The organism is Bacillus sp. FSL R5-0286, from assembly GCF_038593245.1.
Lineage (GTDB): Bacteria > Bacillota > Bacilli > Bacillales > Bacillaceae > Bacillus > Bacillus altitudinis.
Genome location: NZ_CP151977.1, coordinates 3,121,638 through 3,141,591, shown reverse-complemented (window position 1 = coordinate 3,141,591; position 19,954 = coordinate 3,121,638). Strand labels below are relative to the sequence as shown.

Sequence of the window (19,954 nt, the reverse complement as noted above, 5' to 3'; positions counted from 1 at the left end):
ACCATGAACCGTGCGTTTCTTTACAATGTCAGTGCAAATGTGATGACGTTTTTCTTGATGATGCTGATGTCTGTTTGTTTAACGCCTTACATTGTTCATACACTTGGAGTGGAAGCGTTTGGTCTGATTCATCTGACTCAAAATATGATCAATTATTTATCGGTCATTACGGCTTCATTAAGTGCTGTGGTGGTGCGTTTTTTTTCTGTTGCGGCTCATAAAGGAGAGATGGAACAAGCGCAGCGCTATCTCGCTTCCTATTTTGTCAGTTCTCTTTTTTTATCCATCTGTCTTTTTTTACTTTGTCTATTCATGTCTCAGCAGTTGGTTGACTGGCTCCATGTGCCTGCTCATCTTGCAAAAGATACACAGATCGCCTTTGTGTTAGGGGGTCTTTTATTTATGCTCAATTTCGTCATGTCTGGTATTGGGGCGGCACCGTTTTATGCGAACAAATTATATGTATCGAGTGTTGGACAGGCCATTCAGATGTTTGGCAGGGCGCTTGTGATTGTGCTGTTATTTACCGTGACGACACCAGCCATTTGGCATATTCCGCTTGCAGCCGTTATGGGGAGTTTCGCCGCTTTGGGAATGGGTCTCTATTATTTTAAGAAACTCATTCCTTGGTTTTCGTTTAAGTGGCGGTACGCTTCTTTATCTTCAAGTCTCACGCTGGTTCGATCAGGGGTGTGGCATTCATTTGAACAAATGGGCATTTTGTTGTTTTTACAAATCGATTTATTGATGACCAACTTACTGATTGGGGCAGAAGCGACTGGACAGTATGCCGCCATTTTACAATTTCCATTATTATTGCGCACCCTTGCAGGGACACTTGCGGTTGTGTTTGCGCCAACGATCACAAAATTATATTCAAATCAAGACGAGCAGGGGCTCATTCAATACGCCGCCAATGCCATGAAATGGAGTGGTTTATTTGTGGCATTCCCCGCGGCTCTGTTAGGAGGTCTTGCCGGTCCGCTCATGCTGTTATGGCTTGGACCAGCCTTTGAGGAGCTAAAATGGCTGCTGATGATTCATGCGGCTTATTTGTGTTTCACGTTGATGTTTTTACCGCTGACCTATGTACCGACTGCCTTTAACCGATTTAAAGTGCCGGCGGTTGTGACACTCATATTAGGCGGTTCCAATGTCCTGTTAGCCTATGGACTGACTCACCTACTTCAGCTTGGGTTATATGGCATTGCATCAGCAGGGGCCGTTGTTTTATTGATGAAAAATATCGTCTTTCTCCCATTGTATACAGCCAAGATCACGAAACAGAAAAGCACCATCTTTTACAAACATACAGTCGTTCCGCTGTTTGGGGCTCTGTTCATATGGGGGATCTGTGCCGGTATTCAGGCTGTGTATGATGTGACGAGATGGTGGGAGCTATTTTGTATTGGCGGAATATGTTTCGTTCTCTACTTAGGCTATTTGTATCAATTTGCAGGAACAAAACAAGAGCGGATACAGCTCATGCGTAAGGTGAAACAAGCTGCTATTGAACGATCTGTCTCTCGCTAGTGTGGAAAGGAGAAGCAATGATGAAAAGAATAATAGATGTGGTCGTGGCTTTGACCCTGCTCATCGCAGGCAGCCCCCTTTTCCTTCTCATCTATGGACTCATTCGGTGGAAAATCGGAGCTCCTGTGGTGTTTCGACAAGAACGGCCTGGTCTGTACGGACAGCCGTTTATGCTTTATAAATTTCGGACGATGACCGAGGAACGCGATGAACATGGCGTACTGCTTCCAGACCATCTTCGATTAACAAAAACCGGCGCCTTTATTCGTAAGCTCAGTCTTGATGAATTGCCGCAGCTTGTCAATGTACTCAAAGGGGAAATCAGTCTCGTTGGACCAAGACCGCTTTTAATGGAGTATTTACAAATGTACACAGAGGAGCAAGCGAAGCGTCATCTTGTGAAGCCTGGTATCACTGGATGGGCCCAGGTGAATGGGAGGAATACTCTCTCTTGGGAGGAGAAATTCACCTATGACCTCTGGTATGTAGAGCACCAATCGTTTTGGCTCGATATGAAAATCTTATGGATGACCTTGCTAAAAGTCATCAAAACAGAAGGGGTGCAGCAGCCAAATCATGCAACAGCTGAAAAATTCAAAGGAACCGATACGTAAAGAGCAGCCCATTGGCTTAATAGGGGCTGGCGGACACAGTAAGGTCATTCAAGAGTTGATTTTTTTGCATCCTGATTACTCATTGTGTGCTGTATTAGACGATCGATTTGAGGAAGCTGACTCTCAAACCGGCATTCTGTATGGTCCGATTTCTATGAGTCAAAAGGTAAGGTGTGAAATACCTGATATGCAATGGCTGATTGCCATTGGGCAAAACGAAATCAGACAGAGGATCAAAGAACGTCTCGCATTTGAAGAGAGGGCATTTGCCACACTGATTCATCCAGAGGCAGTTGTGAGCTCGTCAACGAAGATTGGCCGAGGAACGGTTGTGATGGCAAGGGCTGTTGTGCAAGCAGATGCAGTGATTGGTGAGCATGCCATTATCAACACCGGTTCTATCGTGGAGCATGACTGCTTTCTCGAATCCTTTACGCACCTATCCCCAGGAGCTGTGCTCACCGGCTATGTCTCTGTGCAAGAGGGTGCTCATATTGGAGCTGGGGCTGCTGTCATACCTGGCAGAACCATTGGAAGCTGGGCAGTGATCGGCGCAGGAGCGGCAGTGACCAGAGATATACATGATCAGAAAGTCGCCGTAGGCGTTCCTGCAATTGAGATCAAAAATCGAAGAGAAGGTGGGAAATCATGAGAGACAGGAAACGAATCTACTTATCTCCTCCTCATATGAGTGGAAAAGAACAGATGAAAATAGAGGAAGCATTTAAAAGCAATTGGATTGCACCATTAGGACCGCTTGTAAATGAATTTGAGCAAGTGGTCGCGGATTATGCAGGCGTGAAGAGTGGAGCGGCATTATCTTCTGGGACAGCAGCCATTCACCTTGCCTTAAAACTCATTGGCGTTCAAAAGGGAGATATGGTCTTTTGTTCCACTCTCACATTTGTTGCCAGTGCAAATCCTATTTTATATGAACAAGCGACGCCTGTTTTTATTGATTCAGAAAAAGAGACATGGAATATGTGTCCGCTGGCGTTAGAGAAAGCCTTCGCTGAAACAAAACGACTTGGGAAAAGACCCCGTGCGGTTATTGTCGTTCATTTATACGGACAAAGTGCGAAAATGGATGAAATCATAGCGGTGTGTGAGGCATATGATGTGCCAATCATTGAAGATGCGGCTGAATCGTTAGGCAGTATATATAAAGGAAGAAAAAGCGGTTCAATGGGCAGGTTCGGTGTGTACTCTTTTAACGGAAATAAAATCATTACAACATCAGGAGGCGGAATGCTTGTCAGTGATGATGAAGCAGCCATCGACCGCTGCCGATTTCTCGCGTCACAGGCAAGAGAACATGCCCTACACTATGAACATCAAGAGGAGGGATATAACTATCGGATGAGCAACCTGCTCGCAGGTGTAGGAATCGCACAAATGGAAGTGTTAGAGGAGCGTGTTCAGCAAAAACGCCGCATTTTCGAGCGTTATCAAGATGCTTTAGCCGATATTGAAGGCCTTCAATTTATGCCAGAATATCAAGAAACCACATCAAACCGCTGGCTGACCACATTCACCATTGATCATCATGTACAGATGTCTCCAGTAGAGATGATAGATGCTTTAGAACAAAAGCAGATCGAAGCAAGGCGTGTATGGAAGCCACTGCATCAGCAGCCGCTCTTTCATGGTTGTCCTTTTTATACAACAGCCGATGAAGTTCCTGCATCTGAGTTGTTATTTGAGACAGGTCTTTGCCTGCCATCTGGTACAAGCATGACAGACGCGGAACAGGAGCTTGTCATTGATACACTGTACAACGCCCTGCAAAAGAAAGCATTATCCTCCACATAGGCTGCTCGTTCATCAGCAGCCTGCCTCTCTTTTTAACAAATCCCTTAATTTGTGGAATAATAAGGAATATATATTGTCATTTCGTATCAAATATGATATTGACAACAGAGTCCTTCCTCCTTAAAATGAAAATGATTATCAGCATCAATTAGGGGGAGCAACTTATGTTTATTTGGAATAAATTTCTGAAAATTAAAATAAATACAATATTACCTATCCTACTGATCTTCTTACTAGTAGGCTGTTCTCAAGCAAATAATGGAGCAGGTGGAGACAAGGATCATCCCGATATGATCACCATGGCATGGCCAAGAGATATTGGCGAAATGAATCCGCACATATACAATCCATCACAATTGTTTGCCCAATCCATGATTTACGAACCATTGGTGAGCTATCAAAAAAATGGAAAGCTTAAACCCGAATTAGCAAAATCATGGGATGTTTCCAAGGATGGCAAGGTGTATACGTTCCATCTTAGAGACAATGTCACGTTCTCAGATGGATCTAAATTTAATGCGAACATTGTGAAAAAGAATTTTGATACGATTTTAAAAAACAAAGAAGTACATAGCTGGTTAGGTGTCATAAAGAAAATCAAAAAGACAGAAGCAGTGGACAAGCAAACGTTTAAACTCACATTAACTGAGCCTTATTATCCAACTGTTCAAGAGCTAGCTGTTGTGCGCCCCGTTCGTTTCCTAGGCGAAGCAGGTTTTCCGAAAAACGGAGATACATCAAAAGGAATCGAAAAACCAGTGGGGACAGGCCCTTGGGTATTAAAGACGTACAAAAAAGATGATTATGCGATTTTTGAACGAAATGACCACTACTGGGGAGAGAAACCAAAGGTCAAAGAAATCAAAGTGAAGGTCATTCCAGATGCCGAAACAAGAGTGATGGCATTTGAAAAAGGCGATGTAGATCTACTTTACGGAGAAGGAACGATTAGCCTTGATGCTTTTAAACAACTAGAGGCGAGCGGCAAGTATGAAACGAAGATGTCAGAGCCTGTAGCCACAAGACAGCTTGTCATGAACACAAAAGTCGATCAGCTGTCAGATGAGAAAGTGCGTCACGCCCTTCAGTATGCGATCAATAAAACATCATTGGTGGAAGGTGTGACCTCTGGCTTAGAGGATGTAGCGGATCACATCTTGCCGACAAACATGCCATATACGTCAGGTATCCGGGTGAAATCTTTCCAATATGATGTGGACAAAGCGAAGGCTTTACTGGATGAAGCAGGCTGGACGCTTCCAAAAGGAAAAACCATACGCGAAAAAGACGGAAAAACGCTTGAGTTTAGTATGATGTATGACTCAGCAGAATCGATTCAAAAAACAATGGCTGAAACACTGCAGGCAGAATGGGCAGCCATTGGGGTCGGCGTCAAACTAGAAGGTGTCGAGCTGGCGACGCAGGTTCAGCGGTTTAAAGCGAACAAATTTGATATGAACTTCTTTAGCAATTATGGAGCGCCGTATGATCCGCATACATTTATGAACGTTGTCTCATCAGATGGTTTTGGATTCAAAGAGGCGATCTCAGCGTATCCGAATAAAGATAAGCTGATCAAAGAAATGACGGAGATTCCATCAACAACTAATGAAAACAAACGTAAAGCACTTTATTCGTCCGTCTTATCATCCTTGCAAGATCAAGGGGCGATTGTGCCAATCTCTTATTTTAAAAAGACAGCTGTTTATCAAAAAGATGTGAAGGACTTTGATTTCCCTGCGAATCGAGATGAACATCCTTTCACAGGCATCAAGCTGAAGTAACAGAAGGAAGGTAAGCAAATGAGCCGCTATATCATCAAACGAATGTTATCCATCATTCCTGTTTTTCTACTAGCCACACTGTTCACAACTGGCATGATTCATCTGTCACCAGTTGATCCAGCGGAGGCATATTTAGCAGCGGCTCATATTCAGCCTACTGATGAGGTATTAGCCCAAAAACGAAGTGAATTTGGTTTAGATGAACCTTTTTACATGCAGTACCTTCATACGATTGGAAAAGTCGTCCGTCTTGATTTTGGGCGGTCGTATATGACCAATCAGCCTGTGCTTGATGAGGTGATCTATCGAATACCTGCGACGATTCAATTGGCGTTCACTAGTCTGCTGATCGCAATTTGTGTCAGTATTCCACTGGGCTTTTTCAGCGGGGTGAGAAAAAATGGCGTTGTAGATCATGTGAGCAGGATGATTTCCTTCCTAGGAGCATCTATCCCGACCTTTGTTTTGGGGTATTTGCTCATCTTCTTTTTTTCAGTGAAACTCGATCTTTTACCTGTTGAAGGTGTTGGTACATGGGAACATCTTGTACTGCCATCCATTACCCTGGCTGTGCCGTTAATTGCGATGTATACGAGATTATTGCGAGCGAGTGTGAGTGAGACGCTTCACGAGCCTTTTGTTCAATATGCGAGAATGAGAGGGTTAAAGGAACAATCGATTATGTTCAAACATGTCTTCAGAATGGCAATATCACCAATGCTGACAGGACTTGGCGTGAATCTTGGCAAGCTGCTCACAGGGACTATTATTGTAGAGGCTGTTTTTTCATGGCCTGGATTTGGACGATTTTTTATAGAAGCGATCTTTAACCGGGATCTGCCGGTCATTCAATTTTATGTGTTGATGGCGGCGTGTATCTTTATCTTAAGTAGTTTGATGGTTGATCTCCTTCAGCTGCTCATTGACCCCCGTATTTCTAGAAAGGAAGGCCGCCAGCCATGATGACAAAAGTAAAACACCTCTTCTATCATCAAAAGATGATCTCGATCTGTGTGGTGCTGCTCGGTCTCCTGCTCATTGTGACGGTATGTGCACCATGGATCGCTCCGCATGACCCTTCTGCTGTTAATCTTGCAATGAAACTAAAGGGTTCTTCATGGGAGTATCCTCTAGGCACCGACCAATTGGGAAGATGCAATTTATCTCGTATTCTATATGGTGCTCGTATTTCACTAGGCTGTGCGTTGTTAATCTTTGTTTCCTCTCTATCTATCGGTTTAATCGTAGGGCTGATATCTGGATATAAAGGGGGCTGGATCGATCACGTATTGATGAGATTGTGCGACGGGGTCATGGCATTTCCGAATTTGGTACTGATCCTTGGATTAGTCGGTATTTTTGGACCGGGGCTTTCTCAAGTGGTGCTGGCTTTGATGCTTGTGCAGTGGGTGTATTACGCTCGCGTCTTTCGAGGGATGGTCCTTAGTTTAAAAGAACAAAACTTTATTGCAGCTGCGAAGATTAGTGGTACTTCCCATTGGAATATCATGAGAAAGCATATGATTCCGAATGTACTGCCGCCACTCGCAGTTGTGGGCACACTTGAAATGGGCTGGGCGATTATGGACATTTCCGCCATGTCTTTTCTAGGCTTAGGGGTTCAGCCACCTACGCCTGAATGGGGAGCGATGATCCATGAAGGAAAATCTTATATTCAAACAAATCCTCAGCTGATGCTTTATCCGGGCCTTGTGATTATGGCTGTGGTCATTCTATTCAACTTACTGGGAGAAGCCCTTTCAGAGAAATATGGCATCAAACGTCGTGTGTAAAGGAATGAGTCAGTTGGAAGAGTCTATTTTAAACATAGAGAACCTGCATGTGCATACGAAAACGCCGCAAGGAACCATTTCTCTCGTTCAGGAAATAGCATTTGAGGTAAAGCGCGGTCAAATTGTTGGATTAATTGGTGAGAGCGGATGCGGAAAAACGGTGACAAGTATGTCGATCTTAAACATGCTTGATCGAAAAACAACGGAAGTGACAGGCAGTATCACTCTACAAGGTCGAGAATTGATCGGTTTGAGTGAACAGCATATGCGGTCTATTCGTGGCAAAGATCTCTCATATATCATGCAAAATCCAATGAATAGCTTTACGCCTGTATGGACGATTGGACATCAATTGATTGAAACAATCCGCCGGCATACAGCTGTCAGTAAAAGGCAGGCACGGGTCCAGGCAATGAAAGCCTTAGAGAAAATGAACCTGCCGCATCCAGATCAATTACTGAGTAAATACCCTTTTGAATTAAGCGGGGGGATGCTCCAGCGGGTCATGATTGCTATGGCTGCCTGTATGCATCCGCCTCTGATCATCGCAGATGAACCGACAACCGCATTAGATGTACACAATCAAAAGCTGGTGCTTGAGCACTTGAATCAAATTCGTCATGAATACGGAACGGCGATTTTGCTCATTACCCACGATCTTAGTGTGATTGCAGAAATGGCAGACGAGGTCGTGGTGATGAAACAAGGAAAAATCGTTGAAAAGGCTGAAGTTCTTGAGCTTTTTGAACACCCGAAGCATGATTATACAAAGAAACTTTTAGCAGCTCGTCCATCCATGCCAGCTGTTTGCACGATTTGAGGTGAGAAGACCGTTGCATTTAATAGAAGTGAAAGCAGTGAGTCATTCATATGGCAGCCGATCGTTTCTGATGAGGACAAAAGGGAGAGCCCCTGTCCTGAAAAACGTTCATTTGACCATTGAAGAAGGCACTTGTCTAGGGTTATTAGGTCAAAGTGGCGCAGGGAAAAGTACACTCGGCCGAATCATCCTTGGACTAGAGAAGCCGAGGGCCGGACAAGTTCTGTTTGAAGGTCAGGATATCATTCGTGCAGATCAGCGGACACATCAGCATTTCCGCCGACATGTACAAGCGGTATTTCAAGATTCATATTCAGCGGTGAATCCAAGGTGGACAGTGGAACAAATTCTATCTGAGCCGCTTGAAAACTATGAACCAATGACCCGTAAAAAACGTCAGCATATACTGATTCACTGGTTAGAAAGAGTAGGGCTCAGTGAGCAGGATTTGTACAAGTACCCATACCAATTTAGCGGTGGTCAGCTACAGCGGATCAACATCGCCAGAGCACTGGTGCTTCAGCCAAAGCTCATTGTGCTGGATGAATCAGTCAGTAGCTTAGATATGGTTACGCAGGCAGTCATTTTAGATTTGTTAGTCGAATTAAAGAAAGAGCTGAAGCTTGCATACGTATTTATCACACATGATTTGACAGCGGCCTATCATTTAAGTGATCAATTAGCGATTCTTGATCAGGGTGAACTTGTGGCTCAGTTTCAATCGAAGGATGATTTCTTTCTATCAGAGCACGAAGCTGTGCTGAAAATGAAGGAGGCAACGCTCGCCAGCCACCCTTTGTCTCGAACGATTGGCAGGCCGGTTCGTTAACTTTTTCATTCCCTCAATGCCTCTTTTAAGAGAGGCTATTTTTCATGAAAGGCAGGTGGCATCGTGAACCATCGAGCATATTTAGCTTTGGCGATCCCTTTAACCATTTCAACGATGACCACGCCATTACTTGGAGCTGTCGATACAGCAGTTGTTGGCCAGCTTGCCAACCCCGCTTATATAGGAGGCGTCGCAGTCGGCAGTCTCATTTTTAGTACATTGTACTGGCTGTTTGGCTTTTTACGGGTAAGTACATCTGCTTTTGCCGCCCAAGCAAACGGAGCGCAGAACGAGGAGCAGGGTGTTCTTGCTTTTCTAAGGCCTTTTTTGCTGGCTATTATCGTCGGGCTTTGTTTTATTGCTCTTCAATGGCCCATTATTCAATCCGCATTATGGATCATCTCTCCTGCTGCTGATGTGCGCGAATATGCAGCGGACTATTTTCATATTCGGATCTGGGGAGCGCCATTTACCTTGATGAATTACGTCATACTCGGCTGGCTGATGGGGATGGCAAAAATGAAAGAAGCCCTTTCTTTACAAATTTTGATCAATGTCATGAATATGATCTTGGCATTGATCTTAGTTCATGCGTTTTCTTTTGCCGTCAAAGGTGTGGCAGCGGCGACATTGATCTCTGAACTCACTGCTTTTGTGTTAGGGGCCTGGATCATCTTGAAGCATACGTCAAACGGTTTTCGGATGCCGTCTATCCAGCAGGTGATGGACACACGTGCAGTAAAGAAAATGTTTCATGTGAATAAAGACTTATTTATCCGAACGATCTGTCTGCTTGTTGTGATCAACATGTTTACAGCAAAGGGAGCTTCTTTCGGAACGGAGCAATTGGCGGCGAATGCCATTTTATTTCAAATTCACTACATCATGGCCTATTTGTTCGATGGATTTGCCAATGCGTCCAGCATCCTTGTCGGTAGATCAGTAGGTGCGAACGACCGAGCGCTTTATGATAAAACTTTAACCCTTTCGAGACAATGGGCAGTTGTGATGGCATGTGTCATTGCGGCAGGTTACTTTTTCTTTAAAGTACCGATTTTGAGCCTGTTTACAAATTTGCCTCAGCTTCTTGATGTGACACTGCAATATGCCGATTGGCTCGTTCTTTATCCGTTTGCTGCTTGCTTTGGCTTGGTGATTTACGGTGTATTCACAGGTGCGACAGAAATTGCTCCTGTTAGGAATTCAATGCTGTTTGCGATGATTTTGTTTGTGGCTGTTCAGGCGGCAGTCATTCCGATATGGCACAATCACGGACTATGGTTTGCCTTTATCATTTATACTGTAGGGCGGTCCGGCTTTTTGATGATGTACAAATCGAAGCTGGATCAAAAGCTTTTCCTGCATGAAAAACACCCTTTGCAATCATGAGAAAGGGTGTTGTTTTTCGTCCATTTATTCGCTTTCTTTTTTCACCTTTTGGTACGCTTCATCGAGATGCTGAATTCGCTTCAAGACAACAGCATTTTTCGTCAATTGGTCCTGCACAAGTGTAGAAACCACCGACCGATAATAAGCGTTCATGGCATGAATCTTGTCTTCATGTTGATTCATGGCAATGTGCTGTTTTAAATTGTCGATAAAGTATGGAACGGAAAAAAGTTCAGACATGGGAATCACTCCTATTTCGTATATACGGTCCGTCAATCTTCATGTAAAATGATGAGAGGGAGGGGAGACAATGAGCCTTAAACTGCAACAAGAACTAGTATTAAAGCAGGTACTCACGCAAGAACTCAGGCAGGCGATTACGCTGCTGCAATTGAATTGTGCAGAGCTGGGTGAGTATCTTGATCAGTTAGCGCTTGAGAACCCTCTGATTGAGCGGAAAGACACGGACAGCTATCAACCAGTTTATCATAAAAGAACGCAAGATCGAATGACAGAGCCGTATCGTACGCATCAAAAAGAAAGCCTGCAAATGTATTTAAAGAGACAGGCCATTGATTTGAATTTAAGTGAAAAGAATCAAAGGATTTTTCAATTCATGATTGAGTCCATTGATTCCAATGGCTATTTAAATGAACCGGTTGACCAAATGGCCGCTGTGTTACAGGCTTCGGCAGAAGAAGTAGAGGCCGTTCTTCATCAGCTTCAATCATTAGAGCCTGCCGGTATTGGCGCTAGATCATTGCAAGAATGCATCCTGCTCCAGCTTAGACGAAAAAAGGATCGCTGGTATGAAGCAGAGCTGATCATCGAAGGGCATTTCTTTCTTTTCGCAAGGAAGGCTTGGAAGGAAATCGCAGCTAAAACAGGTATGCCGTTGAAAACCCTGCAAGCCATACAAGATGAGGTGTCGCTTCTCGAACCAAGACCAGGCCTTCATTTCTCTTATGAAGACCAGGATGTGTATATAGAACCAGATGTGTTGATTACAGCTGCGGGAGGTCACATCACATTCGAGCTGAACCAGCGTGCTTTTCCGGACATTGAAATGAATGAAGGGTATTTCGCCATGATTCAAGATCAACAGCGGCATGAAGCATATGCATATTTAAAGGAAAAGCATCAGCAGTACAATTGGCTTGTTCAAGCGCTGAAGCAGAGAAAACAAACGATGACAAATGTCGTTCGTGAGATTATCTTACAACAGACTGATTTTTTCCTGACCGGGAAGCATAAAATGAAACCGCTTACGATGAAGCGGGTTGCAGATATATTACAAGTGCATGAGTCGACAGTGAGTCGAACAGTCAAAGGGAAAATGGTGCAGACTCCTTATGGGTTAATGGAAATGAAACAGTTTTTCCAAGCGAAACTAGAAGGGCATTCGCTTGAAGAAGCATCCAGCTACACAGTGAAGACCCACATTGCAGAGCTGATTCAATCAGAAAATAAGAAAAAACCGTATTCGGATCAGCAAATCATGACGCAGCTTCAGCAAACCTTTGGTATCCGCGTCTCTCGCAGAACCATTGCCAAATATCGTGAACAAATGAACCTTCCGTCTTCCACGCTGCGGAAGCGATATGATTAAAAAGAAGCACATGCCAGAAACAATGGCACGTGCTTCTTTTTTGATGAGTGGAAGAGTGAGAGAAGATTTCTTGAGAATTGAAAAAAGGGAAGACGTGTGATCTGAATTTTGGGGTAAAGTATAAGATAGGGCATGAGCCGATAGGGTAGACAACAGTGATGAGGTGAGACCAATTGAAATATAAACAAATCAAAACGAAAAAAATATATGAAGAAATTGCGGACGCATTAGTCGAATCCATTCGAACGGGGGAGCTTCTTCCGGGCGAAAAATTAGACTCGGTTCAAGCACTTTCTGAAAACTTTCAAGTCAGCCGTTCCGCTGTGAGAGAGGCGCTGTCCGCTTTGAAAGCGATCGGATTAATAGAGATGAAGCAAGGAGAAGGCACATATGTGAAGCAGTTCGATCCTGAGCAGCTCACATTTTGTTTATCTCCTGCTTTTTTGATGAAGCAGCAGGATATCGTGCAGCTTCTTGAAGTGAGATCAATCATTGAATCAGGTGCTGTCAAAAAGGCAGCATTGCTGCGGACAGACGAGGACCTCCATCGACTGCATGAGGCACTAGAACAAATGAAGCGTGCAGAAGCGCATAAAGAAATTGGTGAAGAGGCAGACCTTACATTTCATCTTGCCATCGCTAAAGCCTCAAAGAATCATTTACTGGCGGCGTTAATGAATCAGGTCTCATCCTTATTAATTGAAACGATGCGGGAAACGAGAAAAATCGTGTTATTTTCAAGAAAAGCGTCCATACGTCAGCTTTACAAAGACCATGAACGTATTTATCAAGCTGTCATGGACAAGCAGCCAGAAGAAGCGGAGAGGGCGATGCTTACACATTTGGAAACAGTAGAACAACTTCTTGGTGATGTGCTGCAAGAACAGGAAGGAAAGCCAGATATTCAATAAGCTGTGCCACATAAGGGCACAGCTCTATTATTGAAGAGAAATATGCAGCTTTTTCATTCGATATTGCAGACTTTGCCTGCTCATGCCCAATATCTTTGCAGTCTGTGAAATATTGTCGTCCATTTTATTTAAGTAATGGACGATGTATTGTTTTTCAAATCGTTCCATTTGGGTTTGGAAGTCAGTTGTATGATCTGAGCTCGTGTAGACAAACGTATCAGCTGCAGCTGCTAGATTAAGCGGACTCTTCTGCATGTGTTCACTAGGACGTCCTTCTCCTTGCTTGAAACGGAAATGGTAAGGAAGGTGATGCATGCTTAAGTATGTTTCGTCCATCATCATATTCATTCCAGCCTCAATCACATGCTCCAGTTCTCTTACATTGCCCGGCCAATGATACGCTTGGAACAGGGCAAGTACCTCTTCATCAGCCGCCTTCACATTCATTTGAAACAGTTCATTATATTTTTGAATAAAATGCATGACAAATGTGGGGATGTCTTCTTTTCGCTCAGAGAGTGGCGGGATAAACAAGGTGACAATGCCAAGCCGGTAAAATAAATCCTTTCGCATCCGTCCACCTGCGATCGCATCCACAGGGTCCTCATTCATATTAGCAATCACTCTCACATCAATGGCGATTTCCTTTGTACTGCCTAACCTTCTTACACGTTTCTCTTGCAAGACGCGCAATAGTTTTGCTTGAAGAGCTGGGTGTAATGAGTTGATCTCATCTAAAAGCAGTGTACCTCCTTGCGCTTGTTCGAATAGACCGGGCTGATCTGTTGCCCCTGTAAAAGCCCCTTTTTGTGTTCCAAAAAGCAGACTTTCAATGAGGTTATCAGGCAGTGCTGCGCAATTCTGCGTAATAAATGGTCCAGATGAACGGCTGCTGCCATTATGAATGCTTTGTGCAAATAGCTCTTTCCCCGTCCCTGTCTCACCAACAATCAGCACATAAGAAGAGGTACGTGTGGCTCGTTTCGCATTTTCAATCACTTCTAAAAAGGCAGGACTCTCCCCAATGATTGAATCAAATGTAAAGCGTGTGTTTCCTTTTTTCTTCATATTGTGATGAATGAGCCGTTCCAGTTTCGTGACATCATTCGAAATTTCAACCGCTCCTTGAATCAAACCGTCTCGAACGAGCGGGTATGTATGGTTAATCGTTGTGATTTCTTTTCCATTGTAGTTGTGATACGTCTGCTTTGCATGAACCGTCTGTTTCCCGGTTCGCAGCGCTTGGACAAGTGTACTGTGCATCTCATCCTGAAACACAAAGAGGTCTAAGACATTTTTATAAAGGACATCAGAACGTTTTAAAGATTCGATCTCCATCATTTTTTTGTTATAAACAATGGTATTACCATTTTCATCAATGGCGTGAACCCCAACATCAATTAAATCGAGCATTTGTTTATATAGATCAATCTCATTTTCGAGCTTTGCGGTATGCTGATCTTTTTTCACTTGCGCCACCTCCAGACATTACCTCTATTTTACATGAAAAATTTTGCGGTTTCCTCTAAAAAAATTTGCATACGCAAAATTATTTTGCGTTAAAGATGAGCACAATCCTAGATACAGAGCGATCACTAAGTTGGCATGATCCTTGCATAATATAAGAGTGAAGATGAACCCAATCAAAAGAGGCAAGCATATAGAAGGAGGAATACACGATGACACAGACAAAAGCATTGATTCATCAAACAGAACAATACGGTGCGGCGAACTATCATCCGTTGCCAATTGTGATTTCAGAGGCTGAGGGAGTGTGGGTGACTGATCCTGAGGGCAACCGCTACATGGATATGCTCAGTGCATATTCTGCAGTGAACCAAGGACATCGCCATCCCCGCATTATTGAAGCGCTTAAAACACAAGCTGACCGCGTGACACTTACATCAAGGGCCTTCCATAATGATCAGCTTGGCCCATGGTATGAGAAGATTTGCAAATTAACGAATAAAGAGATGGCATTGCCAATGAATACGGGTGCTGAGGCTGTGGAAACGGCTGTAAAGGCAGCGAGACGATGGGGCTATGATGTCAAGGGAATCGAAGAGAATCGGGCAGAAATTATTGCATGTACCGGGAATTTTCATGGTCGTACAATGACGGCTGTGTCACTTTCTTCGGAAGCAGAATATCAAAGAGGTTTCGGTCCGATGCTTCCAGGCATAAAGCTCATCCCTTATGGAGATATTGAGGCGTTACGCGAAGCGATCACTCCGCAAACAGCGGCTTTTCTCTTTGAACCGATTCAAGGGGAAGCGGGCATTGTCATGCCGCCTGAGGGCTTTATAAAAGAGGCAAAAGCGATCTGTGAGAAGGAACATGTGTTATTGATCGCAGATGAAATTCAAGTGGGATTAGCGCGGACCGGCAAGATGTTTGCATGCGACTGGGAAGACATTGAGCCGGATATGCTGATTCTTGGTAAAGCACTTGGCGGCGGCGTATTCCCGATCTCGTGTGTTGTCGCAAACCGTGATATTTTAGGTGTATTTAATCCAGGGTCTCACGGGTCTACCTTCGGCGGGAATCCTCTTGCGTGCGCAGTATCACTTGCTGCACTAGATGTTTTAATCGACGAGAAGCTTGCCGAGCGCTCACTGGAGCTTGGGCAATATTTCAAAGACAAACTATCACGCATTCAAAGTCCTGTGATTAAGGAAGTACGCGGGCGTGGACTATTTATTGGGATGGAACTGACTGAGGCAGCTAGACCTTATTGTGAGAAGCTCAAGCAAGCAGGGCTGTTATGCAAAGAAACCCATGAGACAGTGATTCGATTTGCACCGCCGCTTACCATTTCAAAAGAAGACTTGGATTGGGCAATTGCTCATATCCAAGCGTTATTTCAAGCATAAATGATCAAGGGAGAAGCCTTCAAATTCTCCCTTTCTCTTTCAATGAACGGCGAATTTTGTCAAAGGTTGATGAATAGAAGAGTGAAAGTGGGGAAGCGGATTTGAAGCCAGAACAGCATAATGAACTAGAGCGTTCCATGAAAAGCAGACATCTTTTTATGATTGCCTTAGGCGGGGTTATCGGAACAGGCCTTTTCCTTGGGTCAGGACTCATTATTCATCAAGCAGGCCCAGGGGGAGCCATTCTTTCGTTTATCATTGGCGGGTTACTCATGTATTTGGTCATGCTCTGTCTCGGTGAATTAGCAGTGGCGATGCCGACAGCTGGTTCCTTTCAGGAGTATGCAACCAAATATATTGGTCCGTCCACAGGCTTTATGATCGGCTGGCTCTATTGGTTTAGCTGGGCATGTACGATCGGACTTGAATTTACATCAGCAGGGATTCTACTCCAAAGGTGGTTTCCTGATATCCCAGTTTGGCTTTGGTGTCTTGCCTTTAGCGTCATCTTATTTGCCATCAATGCCATCTCAGCTCGCAGCTTTGCTGAAACCGAGTTTTGGTTTTCAGCCATCAAGGTTGCTGCGATCTTATTGTTTATTATCATTGGAATTGGCGCAATTTTCGGAATGATTCATTTGAAAGGCGGGGAACCTGCCCCCCTATTTCGCCATTTGACGGATCATGGCGGACTTTTTCCTAATGGTGTTTTTGCGATTTTATTAACCATGGTTACAGTCAATTTCTCCTTTCAAGGAACAGAGCTTGTAGGGATTGCAGCAGGGGAGAGTGAAAGTCCAGAAAAAACACTCCCACGCTCTATTCGGAATATTATTTGGCGGACGATGGTCTTTTTTGTTTTATCGATTGCGGTTCTTGCAGCGCTTCTGCCATGGCAGACCGCCGGCGCGGTGGACAGTCCGTTTGTTGTGGTGTTGGACAAGGTCGGCATACCATACGCTGCAGATATCATGAATTTTATTATCATTACAGCCGTCTTATCTGTAGCGAACTCTGGATTATATGCATCATCACGTATGCTTTGGGCGCTTTCAAAAGACGGGAAAGGACCTGTTTTCACGAAAAAATTATCCAAACGTAAAATCCCGATCAATGCCTTATTGGTGACAATGGGTGTATCCGCTCTATCACTGCTCACGAGTGTTGTAGCACCAAAAACGGTATATGTCTGGCTCATATCCATTTCGGGTATGGTGCTTGTCGTGGTTTGGATGTCGATTTGTTTATCCCAATACTTCTTTAGGAGACAATTCATAAAAGAGGGCGGAGATGTAAAGGATCTTGTCTTCCGAACGCCTTTTTATCCATTTGTGCCATTAGCAGGCTTTATCGCATTTGGCATTGTTCTTATCAGTTTATTCTTTATTGAGGATCAGCGGATTGGTCTTTATTGCGGAGTTCCATTTATGGCCGCCTGCTATATCATTTACTACCTCAAGATTAAACCGAAGGAAGATGCGAAACGATTTAATGAAGAGAAAGAAACGATACCGAAAACATAAGCAGGCGGCTTTTGACCGCCTGCACCTTTTCAAAGACAAATGCATTCAATATAGAAGAAAATAAATAGTTTGAAAAAAATAAAATAGCGGAAAGCTAGATGACAAGCAGGTTATCGGTCAAAATGTGTCTATTTTTTGTCTAAATGTGTTTGTAAGAGTTGAAAATGCAAGATTATCCTGTTAAAATAATTAAAGAAAGCAGGGATTGATTTTTTTTGGCTGTGGCGGGACGTTTTTTGTCACAGTGGGACGTTTTTAGTCCAACGTGAAAAGAAAGGGTCGTTAGCCATGAATCGTTTATTGGAAGCTCAAAAAAAATTATTACCAGATCTTCTCACAGTTATGCAAAAGCGCTACGACATTTTGCAGTACATCAGATTAGCTGAACCAATTGGTCGCAGAAGTCTTGCGACAAGTCTTGGTCTCAGTGAACGTATCTTAAGAGCTGAAGTTCAGTTCTTAAAGGAACAAAATCTGCTGGATGTCAAAACGAGCGGTATGATGCTGACGACTGAAGGTCATGCTTTGCTTGAAATGCTTGAAGGAATGATGAAGGACGTTTTAGGTTTAACCTTTTTGGAAAATACATTAAAGAGGAAATTAGGCCTGGAAGAAGTCATCATTGTTTCTGGTGACAGCGATGAATCCCCGTGGGTGAAGCAAGAAATGGGAAGAGCTGCTGTCCAATGTATGAAAAAAAGGTTTACTGGAAATAATATCGTCGCCGTCACTGGCGGAACGACGATGGAAGCTGTTGCCGAAATGATGACCCCTGATGCCAAAAATCGCGACATGATGTTTGTCCCTGCGAGAGGCGGTCTTGGGGAGAATGTAAAAAATCAGGCAAACACCATTTGTGCCCACATGGCTGAAAAAGCTTCCGGTACTTACAAACTGCTGTTTGTTCCAGGACAGCTGTCAGAAGGTGCTTACTCTTCCATTATTGAAGAGCCGTCCGTCAAAGAAGTGCTTCAAACAATTAAATCATCCACGATGCTTATTCATGGAATCGGTGAAGCAAAAACAATGGCGATGAGACGAAACACACCCGCTGAAGATTTAAAAAAGATTGATGAGCATGACGCAGTGACAGAGGCTTTTGGCTATTACTTTAATCGTGATGGCGAGGTCGTCCACAAAGTGCACTCCGTCGGCATGCAGCTAGATGATTTAGAAAGCATTCCACACATCATTGCTGTTGCAGGTGGATCATCAAAGGCTGGGGCCATTGAAGCTTATTTCAAAAAACCCCGCCGAACGGTTCTCGTCACAGACGAAGGAGCCGCAAAAGAGTTATTAAGGGAGTCAATAGATCCCTCAATATAAAACATTGTGACCTATAAAAGGAGGAAACATCATGGCAGTAAAAGTCGGTATTAACGGATTTGGACGTATTGGACGTAACGTATTTCGTGCAGCATTAAACAATCCTGAAGTTGAGGTAGTAGCGGTTAACGATCTAACAGACGCTAACATGCTTGCACACCTTTTACAATATGACTCTGTTCACGGAAAACTAGATGCAGAGGTTTCTGTAGACGGTACGAACTTAGTAGTGAACGGTAAAACAATCGAAGTATCAGCTGAGCGTGACCCTGCGAAATTAAGCTGGGGTAAACAAGGCGTAGAAATCGTTGTTGAATCTACTGGATTCTTCACAAAACGTGCAGACGCTGCTAAACACTTAGAAGCTGGCGCTAAAAAAGTCATCATCTCTGCTCCTGCTAACGAAGAAGATATCACAATCGTTATGGGTGTAAACGAAGACAAATACGATGCAGCTAGCCACGATGTCATCTCTAATGCATCTTGTACAACAAACTGCTTAGCTCCATTTGCAAAAGTACTTAACGATAAATTTGGTATCAAACGCGGTATGATGACAACTGTTCACTCATACACAAATGACCAACAAATTCTTGATCTTCCGCACAAAGACTACCGTCGTGCTCGTGCAGCTGCGGAAAATATCATCCCAACTTCTACAGGTGCTGCGAAAGCTGTTTCACTTGTATTGCCTGAACTTAAAGGTAAATTAAACGGTGGCGCTATGCGTGTTCCAACACCTAACGTTTCTTTAGTTGATCTTGTTGCTGAATTAAATCAAGATGTAACGGCTGAAGATGTAAATGCAGCACTTAAAGAAGCAGCTGAAGGAGAACTTAATGGAATCCTTGGCTACAGCGAAGAGCCATTAGTATCTGGTGACTACAATGGTAATGCAAACTCTTCAACAATCGATGCTCTTTCTACAATGGTAATGGAAGGCAGCATGGTGAAAGTCATTTCTTGGTACGATAACGAGAGTGGATATTCTCACCGCGTTGTTGACCTTGCAGCTTACATTGCAAAACAAGGTCTTTAATTTCTCACACTGAAGGAACTCACTTGGTTCTTTCCTAGAGACACGATATAATGAAGACGGACAAGGGAAGGGGAAGCATCCCTTTCCCTTTTTCTCTGT

Annotated in this window: 18 protein-coding genes; 16 read left to right on the top strand and 2 right to left on the bottom strand. The window is 43.7% G+C overall.

Features of this window, described 5'->3' with window-relative positions:
• The first annotated feature begins 3 nt into the window (after positions 1–3).
• The 10 genes from NST24_RS16310 to NST24_RS16265 all read left to right on the top strand — a co-directional run bounded on the left by NST24_RS16310 (position 4) and on the right by NST24_RS16265 (position 10,574).
• The gene (locus NST24_RS16310) at positions 4–1,533 is read left to right on the top strand and encodes an MATE family efflux transporter (RefSeq protein WP_342461994.1); all 1,530 of its coding nucleotides are present in this window, start codon (positions 4–6) and stop codon (positions 1,531–1,533) included.
• A 20-nt stretch (positions 1,534–1,553) separates the two neighbouring features.
• On the top strand, positions 1,554–2,147 hold the full coding sequence (locus NST24_RS16305; protein ID WP_017359198.1) for a sugar transferase: 594 nt from the start codon (positions 1,554–1,556) through the stop codon (positions 2,145–2,147).
• The gene (locus NST24_RS16300; protein WP_342461993.1) at positions 2,110–2,799 is read left to right on the top strand and encodes an acetyltransferase; all 690 of its coding nucleotides are present in this window, start codon (positions 2,110–2,112) and stop codon (positions 2,797–2,799) included. The genes NST24_RS16305 and NST24_RS16300 overlap by 38 nt, the downstream gene beginning before the upstream one ends.
• Positions 2,796–3,959: a DegT/DnrJ/EryC1/StrS family aminotransferase gene (locus tag NST24_RS16295; protein ID WP_096881874.1), complete on the top strand. Its 1,164-nt coding sequence runs from the start codon at positions 2,796–2,798 to the stop codon at positions 3,957–3,959. Before NST24_RS16300 ends, NST24_RS16295 begins: the two co-directional genes overlap by 4 nt.
• 164 nt (positions 3,960–4,123) lie before the next feature.
• On the top strand, positions 4,124–5,743 hold the full coding sequence (nikA, locus tag NST24_RS16290; protein ID WP_342461992.1) for a nickel ABC transporter substrate-binding protein: 1,620 nt from the start codon (positions 4,124–4,126) through the stop codon (positions 5,741–5,743).
• Between the two features lie 18 nt (positions 5,744–5,761).
• Positions 5,762–6,706, top strand: coding sequence for a nickel ABC transporter permease subunit NikB (gene nikB, locus NST24_RS16285; protein ID WP_268356578.1), 945 nt, complete (start codon positions 5,762–5,764; stop codon positions 6,704–6,706).
• A complete protein-coding gene (nikC, locus tag NST24_RS16280) occupies positions 6,703–7,536 on the top strand; it encodes a nickel ABC transporter permease subunit NikC (protein WP_045034030.1) in 834 nt (277 codons plus the stop codon). The genes nikB and nikC overlap by 4 nt, the downstream gene beginning before the upstream one ends.
• A gap of 4 nt (positions 7,537–7,540) precedes the next feature.
• Positions 7,541–8,356, top strand: a complete 816-nt coding sequence (gene nikD / locus NST24_RS16275; protein ID WP_025207999.1) for a nickel import ATP-binding protein NikD — start codon at positions 7,541–7,543, stop codon at positions 8,354–8,356.
• Positions 8,357–8,369: 13 nt separating this feature from the next.
• On the top strand, positions 8,370–9,185 hold the full coding sequence (locus NST24_RS16270) for an ATP-binding cassette domain-containing protein (RefSeq protein ID WP_342461991.1): 816 nt from the start codon (positions 8,370–8,372) through the stop codon (positions 9,183–9,185).
• Positions 9,186–9,248: 63 nt separating this feature from the next.
• Positions 9,249–10,574 (top strand): MATE family efflux transporter, encoded by a 1,326-nt coding sequence (locus tag NST24_RS16265; RefSeq protein ID WP_045034032.1) that lies wholly within the window; start codon positions 9,249–9,251, stop codon positions 10,572–10,574.
• Between the two features lie 24 nt (positions 10,575–10,598).
• On the opposite strand, the gene yvfG is transcribed toward NST24_RS16265, so the two are convergent.
• Positions 10,599–10,814 carry a protein YvfG gene (gene yvfG, locus NST24_RS16260; protein ID WP_017359206.1) on the bottom strand — a complete coding sequence of 72 codons (216 nt, stop codon included), beginning with the start codon at positions 10,812–10,814 and terminating at the stop codon, positions 10,599–10,601.
• 70 nt (positions 10,815–10,884) lie between these two features.
• Between yvfG and rpoN the strand changes: the two genes are divergently transcribed.
• Both rpoN and NST24_RS16250 read left to right on the top strand, forming a co-directional pair.
• Positions 10,885–12,183 carry an RNA polymerase factor sigma-54 gene (gene rpoN, locus NST24_RS16255; RefSeq protein WP_342461990.1) on the top strand — a complete coding sequence of 433 codons (1,299 nt, stop codon included), beginning with the start codon at positions 10,885–10,887 and terminating at the stop codon, positions 12,181–12,183.
• Positions 12,184–12,356: 173 nt separating this feature from the next.
• Positions 12,357–13,094 (top strand): FadR/GntR family transcriptional regulator, encoded by a 738-nt coding sequence (locus tag NST24_RS16250; RefSeq protein ID WP_041507789.1) that lies wholly within the window; start codon positions 12,357–12,359, stop codon positions 13,092–13,094.
• Between the two features lie 27 nt (positions 13,095–13,121).
• On the opposite strand, the gene NST24_RS16245 is transcribed toward NST24_RS16250, so the two are convergent.
• Positions 13,122–14,564, bottom strand: a complete 1,443-nt coding sequence (locus NST24_RS16245; protein WP_342461989.1) for a sigma 54-interacting transcriptional regulator — start codon at positions 14,562–14,564, stop codon at positions 13,122–13,124.
• A 209-nt stretch (positions 14,565–14,773) separates the two neighbouring features.
• Here NST24_RS16245 and NST24_RS16240 point away from each other — a divergent pair, with 209 nt between their 5' ends.
• The 4 genes from NST24_RS16240 (at position 14,774) to gap (ending at position 19,855) form a co-directional block, all read left to right on the top strand.
• Complete coding sequence (locus tag NST24_RS16240) at positions 14,774–15,967, top strand: ornithine--oxo-acid transaminase (protein WP_024719842.1); 1,194 nt, start codon at positions 14,774–14,776, stop codon at positions 15,965–15,967.
• A 101-nt stretch (positions 15,968–16,068) separates the two neighbouring features.
• Positions 16,069–17,490 (top strand): amino acid permease, encoded by a 1,422-nt coding sequence (locus NST24_RS16235; RefSeq protein ID WP_326110519.1) that lies wholly within the window; start codon positions 16,069–16,071, stop codon positions 17,488–17,490.
• 288 nt (positions 17,491–17,778) lie between these two features.
• Positions 17,779–18,816 (top strand): sugar-binding transcriptional regulator, encoded by a 1,038-nt coding sequence (locus tag NST24_RS16230; RefSeq protein ID WP_008347711.1) that lies wholly within the window; start codon positions 17,779–17,781, stop codon positions 18,814–18,816.
• Between the two features lie 31 nt (positions 18,817–18,847).
• Positions 18,848–19,855 carry a type I glyceraldehyde-3-phosphate dehydrogenase gene (gene gap, locus NST24_RS16225; RefSeq protein WP_012011304.1) on the top strand — a complete coding sequence of 336 codons (1,008 nt, stop codon included), beginning with the start codon at positions 18,848–18,850 and terminating at the stop codon, positions 19,853–19,855.
• Positions 19,856–19,954 lie beyond the last annotated feature (99 nt).

Bases quoted from the DNA above. Each gene is read 5' to 3' on its own strand.
- yvfG (WP_017359206.1), bottom strand. From the start codon at position 10,814: ATGTCTGAACTTTTTTCCGTTCCATACTTTATCGACAATTTAAAACAG.
- NST24_RS16305 (WP_017359198.1), top strand. From the start codon at position 1,554: ATGAAAAGAATAATAGATGTGGTCGTGGCTTTGACCCTGCTCATCGCA.
- NST24_RS16230 (WP_008347711.1), top strand. From the start codon at position 17,779: ATGAATCGTTTATTGGAAGCTCAAAAAAAATTATTACCAGATCTTCTC.
- NST24_RS16240 (WP_024719842.1), top strand. From the start codon at position 14,774: ATGACACAGACAAAAGCATTGATTCATCAAACAGAACAATACGGTGCG.
- NST24_RS16310 (WP_342461994.1), top strand. From the start codon at position 4: ATGAACCGTGCGTTTCTTTACAATGTCAGTGCAAATGTGATGACGTTT.
- nikC (WP_045034030.1), top strand. From the start codon at position 6,703: ATGATGACAAAAGTAAAACACCTCTTCTATCATCAAAAGATGATCTCG.
- nikD (WP_025207999.1), top strand. From the start codon at position 7,541: ATGAGTCAGTTGGAAGAGTCTATTTTAAACATAGAGAACCTGCATGTG.
- nikA (WP_342461992.1), top strand. From the start codon at position 4,124: ATGTTTATTTGGAATAAATTTCTGAAAATTAAAATAAATACAATATTA.
- NST24_RS16295 (WP_096881874.1), top strand. From the start codon at position 2,796: ATGAGAGACAGGAAACGAATCTACTTATCTCCTCCTCATATGAGTGGA.
- NST24_RS16300 (WP_342461993.1), top strand. From the start codon at position 2,110: ATGCAACAGCTGAAAAATTCAAAGGAACCGATACGTAAAGAGCAGCCC.
- nikB (WP_268356578.1), top strand. From the start codon at position 5,762: ATGAGCCGCTATATCATCAAACGAATGTTATCCATCATTCCTGTTTTT.
- gap (WP_012011304.1), top strand. From the start codon at position 18,848: ATGGCAGTAAAAGTCGGTATTAACGGATTTGGACGTATTGGACGTAAC.
- rpoN (WP_342461990.1), top strand. From the start codon at position 10,885: ATGAGCCTTAAACTGCAACAAGAACTAGTATTAAAGCAGGTACTCACG.